The sequence below is a fragment of the Halioxenophilus aromaticivorans genome, from assembly GCF_042850945.1.
In the GTDB taxonomy this organism is placed as follows: domain Bacteria; phylum Pseudomonadota; class Gammaproteobacteria; order Pseudomonadales; family Cellvibrionaceae; genus Halioxenophilus; species Halioxenophilus aromaticivorans.
Window position 1 is genome coordinate 570,652 of sequence record NZ_AP031496.1, and the last position, 16,806, is coordinate 587,457.

At 45.3% G+C, this 16,806-nt stretch carries 18 protein-coding genes; 5 read left to right on the plus strand and 13 right to left on the minus strand.

Going from position 1 to position 16,806, the window contains the following annotated elements:
• Window positions 1–162: 162 nt before the first annotated feature.
• Both cls and ACGHM3_RS02645 read left to right on the plus strand, forming a co-directional pair.
• Window positions 163–1,548 carry a cardiolipin synthase gene (cls, locus tag ACGHM3_RS02640; RefSeq protein WP_345419606.1) on the plus strand — a complete coding sequence of 462 codons (1,386 nt, stop codon included), beginning with the start codon at window positions 163–165 and terminating at the stop codon, window positions 1,546–1,548.
• A gap of 37 nt (window positions 1,549–1,585) precedes the next feature.
• A complete protein-coding gene (locus tag ACGHM3_RS02645) occupies window positions 1,586–2,326 on the plus strand; it encodes an endonuclease/exonuclease/phosphatase family protein (protein ID WP_345419609.1) in 741 nt (246 codons plus the stop codon).
• A 223-nt stretch (window positions 2,327–2,549) separates the two neighbouring features.
• Here the strand turns inward: ACGHM3_RS02645 and dbpA are convergent, their stop codons facing one another.
• The 3 genes from dbpA to ACGHM3_RS02660 all read right to left on the minus strand — a co-directional run bounded on the left by dbpA (window position 2,550) and on the right by ACGHM3_RS02660 (window position 5,220).
• Window positions 2,550–3,932, minus strand: a complete 1,383-nt coding sequence (dbpA, locus tag ACGHM3_RS02650) for an ATP-dependent RNA helicase DbpA (RefSeq protein WP_345419612.1) — start codon at window positions 3,930–3,932, stop codon at window positions 2,550–2,552.
• Between the two features lie 158 nt (window positions 3,933–4,090).
• Window positions 4,091–4,378 carry a hypothetical protein gene (locus ACGHM3_RS02655; protein WP_345419615.1) on the minus strand — a complete coding sequence of 96 codons (288 nt, stop codon included), beginning with the start codon at window positions 4,376–4,378 and terminating at the stop codon, window positions 4,091–4,093.
• Window positions 4,379–4,851: 473 nt separating this feature from the next.
• Window positions 4,852–5,220, minus strand: coding sequence for a hypothetical protein (locus tag ACGHM3_RS02660; RefSeq protein WP_345419618.1), 369 nt, complete (start codon window positions 5,218–5,220; stop codon window positions 4,852–4,854).
• Window positions 5,221–5,514: 294 nt separating this feature from the next.
• Here ACGHM3_RS02660 and ACGHM3_RS02665 point away from each other — a divergent pair, with 294 nt between their 5' ends.
• A complete protein-coding gene (locus ACGHM3_RS02665) occupies window positions 5,515–6,486 on the plus strand; it encodes a transposase (RefSeq protein WP_345419621.1) in 972 nt (323 codons plus the stop codon).
• Between the two features lie 545 nt (window positions 6,487–7,031).
• On the opposite strand, the gene ACGHM3_RS02670 is transcribed toward ACGHM3_RS02665, so the two are convergent.
• The 3 genes from ACGHM3_RS02670 to ACGHM3_RS02680 form a co-directional block, all read right to left on the minus strand.
• Window positions 7,032–7,463 (minus strand): hypothetical protein, encoded by a 432-nt coding sequence (locus ACGHM3_RS02670; protein ID WP_345419624.1) that lies wholly within the window; start codon window positions 7,461–7,463, stop codon window positions 7,032–7,034.
• 557 nt (window positions 7,464–8,020) lie between these two features.
• Complete coding sequence (locus ACGHM3_RS02675) at window positions 8,021–8,290, minus strand: hypothetical protein (protein ID WP_345419626.1); 270 nt, start codon at window positions 8,288–8,290, stop codon at window positions 8,021–8,023.
• The gene (locus ACGHM3_RS02680; RefSeq protein WP_345419629.1) at window positions 8,290–8,799 is read right to left on the minus strand and encodes a hypothetical protein; all 510 of its coding nucleotides are present in this window, start codon (window positions 8,797–8,799) and stop codon (window positions 8,290–8,292) included. The genes ACGHM3_RS02675 and ACGHM3_RS02680 overlap by 1 nt, the downstream gene beginning before the upstream one ends.
• A 324-nt stretch (window positions 8,800–9,123) precedes the next feature.
• Here ACGHM3_RS02680 and ACGHM3_RS02685 point away from each other — a divergent pair, with 324 nt between their 5' ends.
• A complete protein-coding gene (locus tag ACGHM3_RS02685; protein ID WP_345419632.1) occupies window positions 9,124–10,095 on the plus strand; it encodes an IS5 family transposase in 972 nt (323 codons plus the stop codon).
• Between the two features lie 127 nt (window positions 10,096–10,222).
• On the opposite strand, the gene ACGHM3_RS02690 is transcribed toward ACGHM3_RS02685, so the two are convergent.
• The 5 genes from ACGHM3_RS02690 to ACGHM3_RS02710 all read right to left on the minus strand — a co-directional run bounded on the left by ACGHM3_RS02690 (window position 10,223) and on the right by ACGHM3_RS02710 (window position 13,976).
• Window positions 10,223–10,627: a DUF4279 domain-containing protein gene (locus tag ACGHM3_RS02690; RefSeq protein ID WP_345419635.1), complete on the minus strand. Its 405-nt coding sequence runs from the start codon at window positions 10,625–10,627 to the stop codon at window positions 10,223–10,225.
• 134 nt (window positions 10,628–10,761) lie between these two features.
• Window positions 10,762–11,142: a hypothetical protein gene (locus tag ACGHM3_RS02695; RefSeq protein ID WP_345419638.1), complete on the minus strand. Its 381-nt coding sequence runs from the start codon at window positions 11,140–11,142 to the stop codon at window positions 10,762–10,764.
• 135 nt (window positions 11,143–11,277) lie between these two features.
• A protein-coding gene (locus ACGHM3_RS02700; protein ID WP_345419640.1) for an IS3 family transposase occupies window positions 11,278–12,467 on the minus strand; the annotation gives its coding sequence in 2 pieces (ribosomal slippage) (window positions 11,278–12,170 and window positions 12,170–12,467; 1,191 coding nt in all).
• A 46-nt stretch (window positions 12,468–12,513) separates the two neighbouring features.
• Window positions 12,514–13,467 carry a hypothetical protein gene (locus ACGHM3_RS02705; RefSeq protein WP_345419643.1) on the minus strand — a complete coding sequence of 318 codons (954 nt, stop codon included), beginning with the start codon at window positions 13,465–13,467 and terminating at the stop codon, window positions 12,514–12,516.
• 89 nt (window positions 13,468–13,556) lie between these two features.
• A complete protein-coding gene (locus ACGHM3_RS02710) occupies window positions 13,557–13,976 on the minus strand; it encodes a hypothetical protein (protein ID WP_345419646.1) in 420 nt (139 codons plus the stop codon).
• Between the two features lie 347 nt (window positions 13,977–14,323).
• Between ACGHM3_RS02710 and ACGHM3_RS02715 the strand changes: the two genes are divergently transcribed.
• Window positions 14,324–15,280, plus strand: a complete 957-nt coding sequence (locus ACGHM3_RS02715) for an IS110 family transposase (RefSeq protein ID WP_390517755.1) — start codon at window positions 14,324–14,326, stop codon at window positions 15,278–15,280.
• A 488-nt stretch (window positions 15,281–15,768) separates the two neighbouring features.
• On the opposite strand, the gene ACGHM3_RS02720 is transcribed toward ACGHM3_RS02715, so the two are convergent.
• Together ACGHM3_RS02720 and ACGHM3_RS02725 are read right to left on the minus strand one after the other, a co-directional pair.
• Window positions 15,769–16,149, minus strand: coding sequence for a hypothetical protein (locus ACGHM3_RS02720; RefSeq protein WP_345419655.1), 381 nt, complete (start codon window positions 16,147–16,149; stop codon window positions 15,769–15,771).
• A gap of 115 nt (window positions 16,150–16,264) precedes the next feature.
• The gene (locus ACGHM3_RS02725; RefSeq protein WP_345419657.1) at window positions 16,265–16,750 is read right to left on the minus strand and encodes a VOC family protein; all 486 of its coding nucleotides are present in this window, start codon (window positions 16,748–16,750) and stop codon (window positions 16,265–16,267) included.
• Window positions 16,751–16,806: the final 56 nt, after the last annotated feature.

The window sequence follows — 16,806 nt, forward strand, 5'->3', positions numbered from 1 at the left end:
GTGGGCCAATAAAAGAGGCATCAGCGCCGCGCGGCTTGTTAACGCACGTGTAAGCCCTTAATGTGCGCAGGGAGTTTGTGCTTAAAAAGGGTAGCTAAGCAATGGCAGTAACACTTGGCCGCCAGAGTGTGTGCAGAAGGATTGAATAAGGAGTTAGTGTAAATGTCATGGGATCACGGGTCTTACTACCTGTACCATATTTTGCTGATCAGCGGGGAGTTGCTGATTCTATCTACCTTACTGCACATGCTGTATCAGCGTAGAAACCCGGCCAGCATGGTGGCTTGGTTGTTGTTTATGGTGATGGTGCCCTATGTGGCGGTATTCTTGTACTTTATTTTTGGCCGCCGTAAACAGGCCTCGCGCTACACCAAATCCGATGTAAGCCTAGGGGCCTTATCCAATAATGCCAATCATCAGGCGGTGATACAGGGCCTATTAACGGGCGAGCAACAAAACCTTCCTCAGCAAAGCGTTACCTTTTATACCGACGGCCAACAGGCTTACCAAGCGCTAACCCAGGCCATAGTCCAGGCTCGCCGACAGATTAACTTTTCCACCTACGTTTTTAAAAACGACGACGTTACCCAGCAGTTATTAGAACTGCTTACCCAGCGGGCTAAAAGCGGTGTAAAAGTGCGCTTACTGATTGATGCATTAGGCTCCCCTGGCGTGTACTTTTGGCAGCGGCCGTTTAAGGCCCTGCGAGAGGCCGGAGGGGAGGTGGTGTTTTTTATGCCGCTGTTAAAAATACCGTTTCGTAACTACATCAACCTGCGCAACCACCGTAAAATCTATCTAATAGACGAGCACAAAGTGTTTAGCGGCGGCATGAATCTGTCCTCCGAATACCTTGGTCCCACCGCCGACAACAACCGCTGGCACGATACTCTATTTGAGATCGATGGCCTGGCGGCCCTGGGCTTCAGTAAAATCTTCGCCTCCGATTGGTTGTACGCCGCCAAGGAAACGCTCACCGTGAGTGATGAATCGGCCATTGAGTGCGTGGGCGATACCCGGGTGCAAGTGGTGCCCTCCGGGCCAGACCTTAAAGGTGATGTGCTCTACGAGGCGCTGCTAAATGCCATATTTGATGCAAAAAAGCGGCTTTGGATAGTCACACCGTATTTTATCCCCGATGAATCTCTCTCCCGGGCATTGGTGATCGCCCAAAACCGCGGCGTGGATGTGCGTATTATTACCCCTAGAACTTCTAACCACCTGGTGGCAGATTTGGCCCGCGCCTCATTTATGAGTGAACTGTACGAGCACAAAGTAGGTCTTTATTTGGTGGAGGGCGTAATGGTGCACGCGAAGGCAGTGTTGTTTGACGATCACGCCGCCTTGCTGGGTAGCGTTAATTTGGATAACCGCAGCTTATTTTTAAATTATGAGGTGGCCACCTTTGTGGCCTCGCCACGGCTGGTGGCAGAAGTCGATGAATGGATGGCAGGCCTAATGGCCGAATCCGCAGAAAAAATACCCTCCCGCAGTCACCTGCGGCGGGTATTGGAAAATCTAATGCGCATATTTGCTCCGGCGTTGTAAGCCAACGCCGGGCCTGTTTTTTGTTTGTGGTGCCGCTGTGTATAAGCCCAAAAATTATGAAAACAAACTGCACCTTGCCCACCAAGGGCAGATCTTTCAGCCACAGCTAACGGTGGTATGCTGGAACGTTGCAAAACTATCCCACACTGTAAGCTGTGCTAACCTATTAAATCACTGGTTAGATCGCTCGGCCTCCAACCTGGTGTTGTTCCAAGAGTCCCGCTACCAGCCAGAAATGGTGGAACCCTACTGCGATTTATCTTGGGTGTTCTCTGCCAACATCGAAACACCCCGTCAACACTTTGGTGTACAAACCTTGTTTGACTGGCAATGTGACCAATCCACCGGCCTTATTACCCAACGTCAAGAACTGGGTTTGGCAACCCACAAAACCACCCTGTTTACCACCCACGCTCTGGCCGGTGGGGAGCCGCTGTTGTGTGCCAACATCCACGCCATTAACTTCGTGCCCAATGCCTATTTCTACAGCGAAATTGCACGAGTGTTGGAGCAAATAAAACACCACACAGGGCCAATCTTAGTGGGCGGCGATTTTAATACCTGGAACGCAGCGCGGGTACGATTTATAGAGCAGCAAATGGCCTTGGCAGGGCTGCAGGCAGTAGAGCACAGAGAGCCGCATTTTATTAAACGCTTTGGCCGCCATAGGTTGGACCATTTGTTCTACCGGGGCTTAACGCTGGAGGATGCCTGGGTGGTGAATACGGCTAGGGTTTCGGATCATAATCCGTTGATTGCGCGGTTTGGTGTGGAGTAGGGCTGGGCACCCTTAGGCGGTAAGGTAAAAGCCCCAAGGCGTTTCTAAGTAAAATCACAAAAATATGCTGATCAATAGATCCTAAAGAGCTCTGCTGGTTTAAGTTGGTCGTACCAACAAACTGAGACTGAATTTAGTAACAGCGGTTATGCTTGCGAATAAATAATTTCGCAGGCTTTTAAAGTTAAAAGATGCATACCCGCTGCGAGCCTAGCGGCCTTGCTCAACTTCTCAGCAACCTCGCGCGAAAATTTCGGCCTTTCAGTCTACCTTCCGTGAGCTTGTTTAACGCCGTTTTACCCAGCTTTAACTCAACGGCGACAAAGGCCTTTGTCGCCGTGACGTGAATTTTACCGATTTGATTGGCCGAGAGTGTGCCGTCTTTGGTGAGCGCGCCGACGATATCCCCTGGGCGCAACTTGTCTTTTTTACCGCCATCGATAAGCAGTGTCGCCATTTGCGGGCGTGCAGGTGTTGAGGAGGAAGGCCTTGGTAATGTGGCGGCTGTAATGGGCTCACCATTTAGGTCTTCTAGTTTTTCTATTTTTATCCGATCTTTGTCAGTAAAAAGAGAGCAGGCCAAGCCCATTGCTCCGGCACGGCCGGTGCGGCCGACTCGGTGCACATGCACGTCGGTATCGTGGGCCAGTTGATAGTTAATCACGAGGTCTACGTTGTCGATGTCCAATCCTCTGGCGGCGACATCGGTGGCAATCAAAATGGTGACGCTTTTGTTGGCGAACTGTATCAGGGTTTGGTCACGCTGCTTTTGTTCTAAGTCGCCGTGTAGGCTGGCCACACTAAAGTCGCGGTTACGAAGATCATCGCATATCTGCTGAACTTCCCGTTTAGTAGTGGCAAAAACCATCGCGCTGGTGGGTTCTTCGGCCAGTAGTAAAGTCTCTAACGCGGTAAAGCGCGCATCGTTATTGTCGCAATGGTAATAGCGTTGCTCAATACTGCTGCTGTCGTGTGTTTCTGCTACGGTGACGCTGACCGGATTGCTGAGGTAGCGCGCGGCAATGGCGTCGATTTCCGGCGGATAGGTGGCGCTGAACAACAGCGTTTGCCGTTGGGTTGGCGCCTGCTCAACGATGGCATCCAGCGCAGGCTGAAAACCCATATCCAGCATGCGATCGGCTTCATCCAATACAAGCTGGTGCACATCCTTCAGGGTAAGGTTGCCTTTGGTTAGGTGTTCTAAGATTCGCCCAGGTGTGCCCACAACAATATGAGCACCGTGCTCCAGCGAGCCAATTTGCGGCCCGAAGGGCTGCCCACCACACAGCGTAAGCACTTTAATGTTATGAATTCCTCGGGCCAACTTTCGTACCTCGGTGGCTACTTGGTCTGCCAGTTCTCTGGTCGGGCAGAGCACCAGCGTTTGCACACGAAACCGATCCACTTGCAGCTTGTTAAGTACACCCAAAGCGAAGGCGGCGGTTTTACCAGAGCCGGTTTTAGCTTGGGCGATCAAATCCCGGCCCTGCAACGTTTCTGGCAAGCTTTGCGCCTGTATGGGCGTCATGGAGCCGTACCCCAGCTCTTTTAACGTGCTGAGTAATTCTGGGCGAAGGGCAAGGGTTTTAAAGAGAGCTTGTGTCAAAGGTGGCTACCTGGTGGTGAGAGGCTGTAAGCAATGGCGGTGATTGTGGCGTAGTGGTATACGCCGGTGGCGCTATGATAAGGGATATGGTGCTAGGAAAACAGCCGCCCGATAGCCTTATATCTATCTACCTGGGCGGAGTTTGAGTGCGTAGGATTCTATGGGTTTTCTAAAACTACTATCAAAGCAGACAGATGTGGAAAGCCCTGCCAAATGGAAACGGGCCCTCCGCCCAATGAAAATACGTCGTTTTTAAGCTTTGGGAAAAAATACATTTGATGCACCGGTGAGGATTTTAGCTGGCCATCGCGGTAGATTTTATTGTTTGGAGACATCATATAGACCAATGCCGCCGATTCCGACGTGGGCAACTTGCCCGAGGCAAAAGCGGCTTTCAGTAATGTATAGGTTTCATCGTAAGACTTTCCCTCATACAGTGATTTCATGTGTAGTTCATACGCTGGTAATATGGACCTAACTGCTTGCTCATTAAAGCACGATGGCTCATACCTTCCATTTGGATCGTGTATTACAGCGCAAGTAAAATTATTTGAGCCTCGTTGTACGAGAGTAAATTTGCCATCTTCAAATTTAAGAAAAGTAGCATCTTTAGTAATGTGGGGTGGTGCGCCTTGCGCGGCTTTCTGTATTTCTAAACGATCAGTTTCGCTTAAAGCAAAACACGTCGCGCAAGTTAGGTTTAATAAAACCAACATCAAATATTTCATTTTTGATAAGACTTCCTCTGTAAGGTGGGTTGGTGGTGTGCCTTATTGTTTCAGAAGTATCTGTTCCTTGGCTTGTGGCTGTCAACTAATAGGCCAAGGAGAAAGATACAGTCGTAAAAGTTGTTTGCTATCACTATTTTAGCTCGTAGCACACTTGTACCCATTTTTAGATCTTGAATTAAGCAGGGTGACTACGGCGAATCATTAAGTTTGATATGAATAAAGTACACGGTCGTCGCCATGCCCGCGATAAGTAAAACAAAATAGCTGATACTGGCAAAAATGGGCGGAGCAAGAGTTACGCCCCTTTCTGCAAGCATCGCGGTGATCTGAGCATTGCCTTCTGCAAAATAAAGGCTAGTAGCGACAATTGCCATTGAAGACAATAGATAAAGCAATGTCACTAACCACTTTATTTTTGCTGTTAACAAACTCCTGCCTGCGAATAACGCAACAATCGTCGAAAATGAAATAGTCAGCCAAACTTGAAACTGAGTTGAAATTGCATCCTCATTAATGCGAATAAGCTGTATAGCTTCGTAAATCGTGAGTTGTTCCATTATGCACCTAATGCAGGTTAAGTGGGCTGTTAGTTTGTGGGCTGAGGTTAATCGGAGGCTATCTTACAGGCGGTTTAGGTCGCGTAGCCTAGGTATCCAGCAGACACACAATTACTAGCGGTCGTAACGATTATTAACTTAATCCGACCAATAAGCTATTCAGCTCTGTATAAAAAAGTATTTGGTTTAGAGTCCCAGTGTACCCGAATATTGCCAACCAGTTATCTTTTGTCGATTGGTATATGTAGTGTATATTTATATAGTGCTGGATTTATAACCACTATTGTGATCACCATGACTCGCCCTAGAAATACTCAAGTCTGTATAGAAGAAACGCCCTATTATCATGTCGTCTCGCGTTGTGTGCGGCGAACGTACCTGTGTGGCGTTGACCATGGCACTGGCCGCAGCTTCGAGCACCGCCGCGCTTGGATTGAAGACAGGATTCGCCTGCTGTCATCGCTCTTCAGTATCGATGTTTGTGCCTATGCCGTTATGTCCAATCACTATCACATCGTAGTAAAGCTCAGTCCTGACGAGGCTCAACATTGGTCGGTAGATCAGGTGTTAACACGGTGGACAAGCTTATTCAAAGGGCCAACACTGGTACAGAAATACATGGATAATCAAGATCTTAGCCCAGCCGAGTTAAAATCAGTAAGCGACAGCGTTGAGATCTATCGTAAACGTTTGGCCAGCCTTAGCTGGTTTATGAAATGCCTTAACGAGTCCATAGCCCGCCAAGCCAATAAAGAAGACGACTGCACAGGCCACTTTTGGGAATCACGCTACAAATCGCAAGCGTTACTAAGCGAAGAGGCGCTGTTGTCAGCTATGTGCTACGTTGACCTAAACCCTGTGAGGGCCGGCATGGCCAATACGCCAGAGGCGTCCGACTACACCAGTATTCAAGAGCGTATTAGGCCAAAGTTCAACGTAGAAAAAGCCGTTACAGAACAGATAGAACTCGGTTCAATCATTAGGTTTGACCAGCCAGTAAAACCCTTAAAGCCGTTTAGGGAGATAATAACGAGCGGCATTCAAACTGACCTACCGTTTACTTTTGTCGATTATATAGAATTGGTCGATTTCACCGGCAGGGCAGTGCTTGCAAATAAAAGAGGCGCTATCGGTAATGACCTGCCACCGATTCTACTCCGCCTAAATGTTTCAACCGATAGTTGGCTTAAAACTGCCACACAATTCGAAGCCAGCTACCGATTCCACTTCGCCAAAAGCCCGCCAATGATTCAGCAGTCGGCTTAGCGCAAAGACAGCTTCACTTTTTCCTATCCTCTAGGTTGGTCTAGGTAGATGGCCTGTGCTTGCCTAGCCCCTTTTATACCCTGCAGTTTTTTGTGTGTGGCTGCTTTATATCTGAATTTTATTGATTGGCTGTTAGCGCGGAATATTATAATTCTTGTTGATCGGGCTTTATTTGTCTAAATTCAATTTTAGGCCATTTTTTTAAAAGTGCCTGTCCTTTGATGATATAGGCCATTTTTTAAAAAGTGCCTGTCCCTTCAGTTTCCGTAATTTTATAATTCTTGTGGATCGGACTTTATTTGTCTAAATTCAATTCTAGGCCATTTTTTAAAAGCATTTTTTAAAAGTGCCTGTCCCTATGGGGCTGGATCCACCGGCTTTCGGTCGCCTTGCTTCTTATTTCGCTTTTTCTTTTTCATGACAGTGAACCAAAGTCCATACGGATGCCTAACGCCGCTATTACCGGCGAGTTGCAGTTAATTGGATTCTTGTGCTATTCAAGTAAAAAAACCAAGCGACGGAACGGAGTCCGGTAGATAGCTTTGTTAGCTGCATATGGCCGACTTAGATTTTAAATACATTAAGCTTTCACTAAGAGGATTACGAAGGAAAAAATAAACCGCTACTAGCCCTATTGCTATAAAGATCAATGCCGATGTATTCGAACGCATAAAAACTGACGCTAGCGTAAAATATACAAGGAACCCAAAAACAGCCATACCGACAAGAAAAGCCAATGAAAAATAATTGACGTAATTCCAGCCTCTAACATTCTTAGACTGATTTGAATATGCGTAGGCATAAAATTTACCTGTCTTATCTTTTTGTCCAGCTATAACCAACACATCGCCAACATCCATTACCCATGATTGATCTATGAACAGTTCAAACACCCCATCTTTCGCCACAAGCTCGAATTGAACTCTGTTTTTAGTGACAGATGTATACTTTTTTACTTTGCCTTCTACAACTTCCATTTTATATCCAATATTTGATGGCACTTGAGATCAGATAACATTCTAATAGCAGTATGGAGTGCAATATTGCACTGTCGGTATATTTTTACTGAGCTGGCACTCACTAACCCCACCAGCCGCCAAAACCCGCAATTCAGTACCCGTTAATATCTTAACGTTTTCGATAAGTGCCATATATCCCCGTTCGACCAACGTCCTCAACCGCCTGATTTACTAAAGTTTTGTCACGCTTAATAACGAACATACCAGATATACGATTCTATGTCGCTTTTTCACACCTAATGCTAAATAGGGGGGGATAAAGGGGGTATGAGAGCTAAACGTGTTGGGTGGGCCTTGAAACTCGAGGATTATGTTTTTAGAGTTGGGATCAAGGGGGGTTGAGCATGAGAGTGGACGGGCTTGGTCATGGTAGGTGTCGCCAGGCATAGCATAATAAGGTAGCCTCTGCCTTTTAAAGTGCCTGTCCCTATGGTTTCGATGCACTTCATGCTTTATTTGATAATCGCTTGCCAGCTTTTTTTAGGGAGTGTGCTTAATAGTTACGGCAGTTTTAGCTATTCGCCGCCTTTTTCAAGTTCGTTTAATTTAGCTTTTAGGCTTTTATTTTCTGCGATCAATTTTTTATTTTGCGCATTAAGATCAAACCAAATAGCTACGAAACACAAAATTACTAAAACGCTAAAAACCGTACCATATTCTAACCCGAGCGTTTTATCGATAGATGGGAAAACAACCATCATAAGCAATACAATAAAAGCAACAAAGGCCGCAGCAATTAGCCTTTGCTTAGTCTTAGATAAATTGGCTAGTTTGTTTTCCTTCATTACGCGATAGCCTTTCGGCGTTGTTCAGTCGAAAAATAAGCAAGTTTTCGCTTGCCCTCATAGTCGTCGTTATAGATGGCTGGGTATGCTCTTATAATGCTCGCCGCCTCGTCGCTGTATAATTCGTGAACTTGCATAAACGTTAGTACGTCCTCGGCGCGATTCTCGCGAAGGCGTCGCCCGCGTTGCATTTGGCCGCCCTTGGATCGAAGGCTGTTTTCATTACGACAATTCTCACTTTTCACGATTGCAACAAATGCCGAACCAATACAAGCGCCGCCATAATACGAACTACTGACTGCAGCTATAACTAAACCCTTTTCCATCAAACCTGTAGCGCCTATAAGTTCCATTAAGGTAGCGTTGGCGCCAAACTTGCGGAGCGCGCGAGCCATAATGCCTAATTCAGTTAATATTATCGCTTTGGATGTTGGTATATCGTCCCAAGTCTTCAACCCAATTGCCCGCATATTTTCATTAAAGTAGTACCCAAAAGTATCGCAAGCCATCCTATAGCCCTCGCTATGTAATTGAGCGGATAATATAAACGATGTTTAAAGGCAAGGAACGACGCGCGCCGGCTTAAAATCGTGACGCGCGTCTCATTGGCGAGAGAAAAGCGGTATTAATACTTGCAACTTGGCGCGTTAATTTGCTCCGGCGTCATCGTTATGCACGGCCGTAAGCTCGGGCACGTTGCTTTGCTTGATAAGCTTATCTAGCAAGTTGCTTACTTCCCGGTATGACTTTTCGGTTAATAAGTTAAGGCAACTCTGATTAATTCCAGAATTCTGCGATAATAGGCCATCCCACTGATCATGGTAATTGACGGCATGAAACAGACATCGCTTACAGACAGCTTCGAGAAATACCGCAAGAAAACACGTAAAGAGCAGTTTCTTGAGGATATGGAAACCATTATTCCCTGGAAAGAGCTCTGCGAAGCCATCGAGCCGTTCTATCCAAACCCTGCTGGGGCTGGGCGACGTCCAATTGGCATTGAGCGAATGCTGCGCATCCATTTTCTTCAACACTGGTTCAATCTTTCTGATCCAGCGGCCGAGGAAGCTTTGTACGATTCCCGTTCCATGCGCCAATTTGTTGGTATCGACTTGGGTGAAGAACCCGCCCCCGATGAAACCACGATCTGTAAGTTTCGCCATTTGATGGAAGCGCATAACCTTGGGGGTCGTTTGTTCTACCTGGTCAATCAATACCTTAAGGAAGATGGTTCGAAGGTAAGCCGGGGCACCATAGTCGATGCTAGCATCATCAATGCGCCGAGCTCTACCAAGAACAAGAAAAAGCAGCGCGATCCGGATATGCATCAGACAAGAAAAGGTAATCAGTGGTACTTCGGCATGAAGGCTCATATCGGAGTCGACAGCAAAACCAAGTTGATTCACTCGGTTGTGGCTACGCCCGCTAATGTCCATGACTCGGTAATTCTGGGCGATCTTCTTCACGGTGATGAAAGCCGTGTCTGGGGTGATTCGGCTTATGCCGGTCAAGGCGGCGTGATTGCTGAGCATGCTCCGCGGGCTAAAGACTTCACCAACAAGAAAGGCAGTCGTAACGTAACACTCAGCGACAGGGACCGCGCTAAAAACCGGAACAAATCGAAAGTGCGAGCCAAAGTCGAACACCTCTTTGGTGTCATGAAGGGCCAGTTTGGCTTTACCAAAGTGCGGTACAAAGGATTGGACAAAAATGCCCATCATTTATTTACATCGTGTGCACTGGTGAATTTAGTCATGGCGAAAAAAACTCTGTTACGAAGACAACGATTATTAATACAGGCGTAGTGCGCCTGCTACATGCCCATCGAGCCGGAATTAGTGGCTTGATGGATAAACGTGGCCTTGTTTAGGGCCAAAACTAACGAAAACGGCGAAAGTTCTGCTCAAATTGAAGATAATGTTGTTTTTGCTTTCAATTGTTCAGACCTTCCTTAAATTTTAACAACCCTTTCATCTGCTTTTGGCTCAATTTTGGACCGCCATGACCGGATAATGAACTCCAATAACAACTTACATAGACCTCGTTGGATGCTTCAATGACCCGCTGCAATTGATTTTCTTTACCTTCTAATTGATTAAGCAACCAATCAATATGGCGGCGAGAATCCAATGATGAGACATGCCCCTCACTTGATAAGAACCACCCATTCAATATTTCAGGCTTCTTTCTACCTTCCGCGACCTTACCTTTTATCAGTATATCCGAGGGATCAATTCCTAAGATTTTCGTTACAAAATCCGGCGCCATTTCACCCGTGTAAACTCTTAGAGTTACATAAGTGTTTTCACATGTTGGATAGTCATCGATGTAGTTCATCTGTGTGTACACTTAACGCCGCTGTATGGGGCATTTTTTGTGTAGTGGAGTTTTGGGGTAAAGTGGCGCAGCCACCCCAAAACGGAACGAAGCAAAAAATGTCCCTATGACAGCTTTGTTATGCATTGCTTGCCTTACTTTAAACGCCATAGATCTTTGCGCATTGCTTTGGCTACAGAAATTCGAGTTTGCTCAGATGGTTCTTTTATAAAACCCTCTAATGCCTGAATAAATTGTGTAGACGCAAATAAATAGCTATTAACCAGTTCGGCCTCCAATAGATCATCAAGATCTTCGATATCCGAGACATTGTAGCCATACTGATTTAATACTTTCTGATTCTTTTCAAAATTTAGCTTCGCATGAAGCAACATGATGATGCATTTATAGCGTGTCTCTTTGTAATCTTGATGCTTGCGCTTATCTTCCTGACGATTTTTCCAGAGCAAAGTAAGATAGCTTGATAGCAAACCACCAACTCCGAGAGCGCCAACTATTTGTAGAATCTCATTCATAGGTTTTTATGCATAACGCCGTGTTAATGGGCAAATTGCAGCGGAGCAAATATGCGGTATAATGAGCAACGCGAATTGCATATTTGTGCAGCGTAAATTTGTGATCTTCCCCCGATAAAATGGACACCTCATTTTTTATGCTGCCTGTCGCTCATATTCCATGGGTGACAAGTATCCGAGAGCCGAGTGTAGCCTGACTCGATTATAGAATCCATTGATGTACGTAGCGAGTGCTCTCCTTAGTTGTTTTGCTGACTTGTACACTGACTTGCGGATTAATTCGCCTTTCAGTGTATGAAAGAAGGATTCCATAAAAGCGTTGTCTGTACACTGGCCCGCACGGTTGAAACTCTGCTTTATACCGTGAGCTTTAAGTGCATCACGATAGTCATAACTAAGATATTCAATCCCTCGATCCGAGTGAAATATAAGGCCAGGGTTAGCTCCTCGCTTTCTAATTGCGCTCTTGAGAACCTTAATCGTTAATGATGCTTTTCGGCCAGTCGACAGTGACCAAGCGACTATGCGTCTCGAGTATAAATCCATGATCGTTGCTAGATATTGCCACTTGCCATTTAGCTTTAGGTAAGTAATATCACCAACCCATACCTGGTTGCATGAATCGGGCTTCACCATATCTAACAAAAGGTTCTGACCGTCTTTCTGAAAGGTCTTAAGTTTAGGCATTCGTCGGCAGACCTTGACGCATCTAGCAACGAGCCCAGCCTGCTTCATTAAACGTTCCACTCGCTTGCGACCAATTCTAAAACCTTCGTTTTTAAGGGCGTTAAAAACACGTGGGCTGCCATAGCGACCTTCACTTTGCCAGTATATCTTCGTAATATGTCGTAGCAAATCTTCGTCTTCTACCTCTCTTGCAGAGGCCTGTCGATTACACCAGCTGTAAAAACCGCTAAATGACACGTTTAGCCATTGGCAGAGTCTGACAACACCTAAATGTCGGTATCTTTGGATGAATCCAAATCGCTCTGATGTTGTTCCGCAAGATACCGTTGCCACTTTTTTAGCAGTTCATTCTCCTGCTTCAATTTGGCGTTCTCTTTCTTCAGTCGTGCAACATCACTCAACTGTTTGCTGGTGGGCACCTTTTTCTTTTTAGTCACTGTAACTCTCCGCTGACCGTCAGCCTTAAGTTTGCCGTCCCGGAATTCTTTACGCCAGCGTGAAAGCATAAATGGATGAATATCTAATGCTTCCGCAACCTGTCTTACCTTAATGCCTTCTTGATACGATAGATTGACTGCTTTGACCTTGAAGTCATTTGAATACGCCCAGGTTTTCCTGGGCTGGGTATATTTGGGCATCTACTACCTCCTGAGTTATCAAGAGGTGTCCTAGAAAGCGGGGGAACTACACGGTCGGCTGGATTGACTTGTTAGCCTTTTTCTCTATCAGTATTGGTGAAGTACCTATGTCTTTGTATTCATAGATAGCTTTTGCTCTTTTAACTAATCTCTTATCCTCTGACAAGATTGCAGAGCAGTATGCTCCCATACCAATATGACCGGCATCACTTCTCACATTGTGAACTTTACTTATTTTCCGGCACTTCTTTTCTGCTTGAAAACCCAATATATCCATAACTGCATTGCATCCAACTATACCAAGATACAGGGGCCACAATTCATAACCTTGCTTATCGATGGGATCAAACCCAAAAAACTGATCGCAGCTAATACCTGTCTCTTCCATTGTTGGAGATATTAGGCCCCAAATTTGGGCAACCTGATGTTCCCCAGAGACACTACCAATAGATCCTTTTTCATCACCAAACGCAGCTCTAGTCTTTTTTATGTCGTTTCCGTTCGAAATCAAATCGTCAACCATCGAATCAAATTCAGGTTTGATAGCGCCGATTTTGTTAGTCATTTCTGTTGTGTCGTATGGCAAATCAGATGTTAGTTGTAAAACTTGATTCGCTAAATTATCTGAAAGTTCTTTTAACGGCCCCTCATCTCCACCGCCGTTAACCCACACTTGAAATGGGTCAAATATGGTTTCATCAAACTCAACGTCGCCTATTGCCTCAATATAGTTCTGATAATTTTCAAATGGAGTAAGATCTTCGATCAGTCTTGCTTCACCAGTAATTTTCCAATTTTCATCAATTATAAGGTCCAACATTATTGCGCCAATCTTATTTAGCACATCTAAATATATTTCTGGGTCATCAGCTCGCTTGATTTCCGCAAAGTGTTCCTTTGAATAGACCCATTTCAAGTCATCTCTTTTACTAAGGTTAATATGCCCTTGCAGCTGGAGACCTATAATGTTTTGATCGATGTAAACTAGTGGGATACTCATAAATCTCCGAGAAGGCTAACGCCGCCAACAGCGGCCGAGCGTAGCGAGGTCCAGCCCCGAAGGGGCGATGCTGCTTGGCCTTGTTAAATTCATTGCTTGGCACTGCCTTTGACATTGAAGTTTTGTGTTAGCTTACGCTCATTTGGGATATTGAGATTCTCTGCATAATAATTTTGATCAATAGTTAGAACCCAAACTTCACCACCAAGATTAACCGTTGCCTCTAATGGGAAGGTAGCTGAAAACAGTGTAAGGATAGCCTTCGACTCATCACCATTTTGTGGCAATGCACCGGTTAATAATTCGGGCTCGCCTGTACATTGTAACTTCAATAGTTGCGACCCAGGCTGCTGTTTATATAGCTCGCCTTCAACATCAGAAACCACAAATTTGCGGTAATCTTTACCAAGACCTAGCCATTCGATCATGTGCACACTTTTTTCGGCACAATCAAAGCCCGATATTTCAATGGATTTTCCCTTGTTTATTGACTCCATTGACTCGGCCATGGCCTGAACTCCTAATAGCAAGATTATTATTGATGTAAGAATTCGTAGCACGATATCTCCAAGAATTTAACGCCGCTAGCATGGGCCGGAGCGTAGCGGAGGTCCAGGCCACAACGTGGCCGTACATGCCTGGACTTGTATGGTTGGAATAACACGATTTCCCTTCCTGTTATCTAAGCGATAAAGTGTGGCCCATGTCTGCGGCAACAGACATTCAGCACGGTAGCTCGATGGCTGAAAGGCACCGGTATTACCGAGTCCGTTAACAAGCCGGAGCGCCGTGCTGACCCTACTTTTAACTCGAACAGTCGAAGGGGCCACGAGCCCGAATGTAGCAAGGGTGAGTTATGAACACAACCTCTAGAGCGAACATCAAACAAGAACGAAATATTGGTATCGATGTGGGTAAAACTTTTCTCGATATTCACATTTTGGAGTGTGATCGTTATTGGCAAATTCACAACACAGAAAGTGACATTAAAAATCTTATTAAAACTTTACGGCGTTATAACTTAACCCGAATCGTTGTTGAGGCCACAGGTGGATATGAGCGATCGCTCGTTGAAGCTTTGGCAGACGCAGACATGCCGGTTGTCGTTGTTCAACCTATGAATATTCGGCAGTTCGCGAAGGCTCAAGGAGTGATGGCTAAAACGGATAAGATTGATGCTCGAATCATTGCTCAATTCAGTGCGATTATGAAGCCTGAGGTAAGAGCAATAAGTAGCAAAAAGGTACGCTACGTCAAGGACTTACTGGCGAGAAAGCGGCAGTTGATCGAAGCTAGGACTCAAGAGCTTAATCGGCTTCACAAGTCAGTAAACAGATTAGAGAGATCGCACGCTAGACTAATTAAGGTTCTGGACAAGGAAATAGATTGGGTAAACGTTCGACTTACGAAAGCTGTGGCTGAAGTGGCGGAATGGCAATCTACCTATGATCTCTTGTTGAGCGTTCCTGGTGTAGGTCCAGCGGTAGCGCATACGCTCTTAGGAGAGCTACCAGAACTTGGTTCATTGAGTAGCCGACAAGTCGGCGCGCTTTGCGGCTTAGCGCCCTACAATCGAGATAGTGGGAGCATGCGAGGTAAACGAAGAATCAAAGGTGGCCGAGCACCAATTAGAACGGTTTTGTATATGGCAATGATGAGTGCTATTCAATGTAATCCAATCATGAAAAACTTCTTCAACAAGTTGGTTGAATCAGGAAAGCACAAAAAGGTAGCGCTCACCGCCTGCATGCGAAAAATGATGACCATTTTAAATGCCATGGTGCGTGATGGCAGTCGGTGGCAAGAGGCTTAATAAGCTAAGAATTGCTTGCGGTAGACTTGACTTGGAACCACAGTCGCTTGTTAAGCGATTGCTCGCTAGAAAACAACAAAGCACACTAAAACTTGCACTCGCCCCTATATTTTTACCGACACTATTTTTTAAATTACGTTTTTAAAACTTCACACGCAACACGAATAGTACCGAATTTATTACGCTATTTACTTGCAGAGCCGCAATACCACGTTACTTTTTGAATACAACGCTTACTCAATACTCGCTTAACTTTTATACCTTAGACTACTTTAACTTTGACACGAGGCGACACACATAACTTTGCCTCGCTACAAAGGACGTTTTGCAAAAAACTAGAACGCCGCTATTAAACTTGATTTACGATCTTTTACGCTTAACGCCTTGCTCACCGGCACATACTGCGGAGAGCGTTTTTGTGAAAAAATGAAGCGCAGCGGAATTCACAAAAACGAGCGTAGCAGTATGTGTCCGCGTGGAGCAAATTGTTATGTTTTTGTATTGAAAACATTAGACCATGTGCCATTCGATTTGAATTGTAATTCATGTGTTTTGAAAACCCACCAACCTCTCGAGACTACCCTTGTACTATTTGATAGAAAATTATCAGCTACTTGCCATGTATAGGCAATAAACTCAGATAGTGGATCTTCCATTATTTCGTACCAATCCGAATAATAGGGCCTATCGTCTACGGTAAAGTCCAAGAAAAATTCACCCACCTCAAAAGGAGTAGTAGTTACCACTCTCTTATTACCGCTAGATAAGATAACTTTATAGGCTTCGCCTTCTTCGGAAATACTCTTTTCAAAACCACTCCAAGAATTTAAGTATTCGAAAACTGCTTGCTTATTTAACTCTTGGGGCATAATCGACTCTTAAACATAACGCCCGCTTAAGCGGTGCAAATTGCTTGGCTAAAATTAGCGAGGAACGAGCGCAAGCCAAGCTGTTTGCATCCGTTCTTAAGGCGTTTGTTAGGCATTATTCTCCAACCGGAGGCTCCCAAAGCTCTACCTTATTTCCCTCAGGGTCTATTACCCAACCGAATTTGCCAAATTCTGATTCGTCGGTTTCATCCAGCACATTACAACCTTCGTCGCGAAGTGCGGTTAATAGCTTACTTAAGTTGGCAACTCGATAATTAACCATAAAAGATGAGTTGCTAGGCTTAAAGTTTTCGCCGTTTCCAATCATCCAAGCTGTCGTTCCAGCGTAGGGCTTTCCTTCGCCGTCAACCCACTTAAAGGATGTTCCTCCCCAAACCTGAACATCTATACCAAGATGTTTTTTGTACCAAGTTTGGAGCATCTCTGGGTTTTTGGCTTTTATAAAAATACCACCGATTCCTGTTACTCTCGTCATGTTATCACTCTCAGTTTGAATCCTATTGTTCGTCAATTCTTCCGCATTTGAAAAAGCCGAAATCACGAATGTTGAAATCGCACAAAGCAATATTTTGTTCTTCATTAAATCCATCTCCAGAAAGTTGCGGACAACTCATTGACTGCCTAACGCCCGCGTAA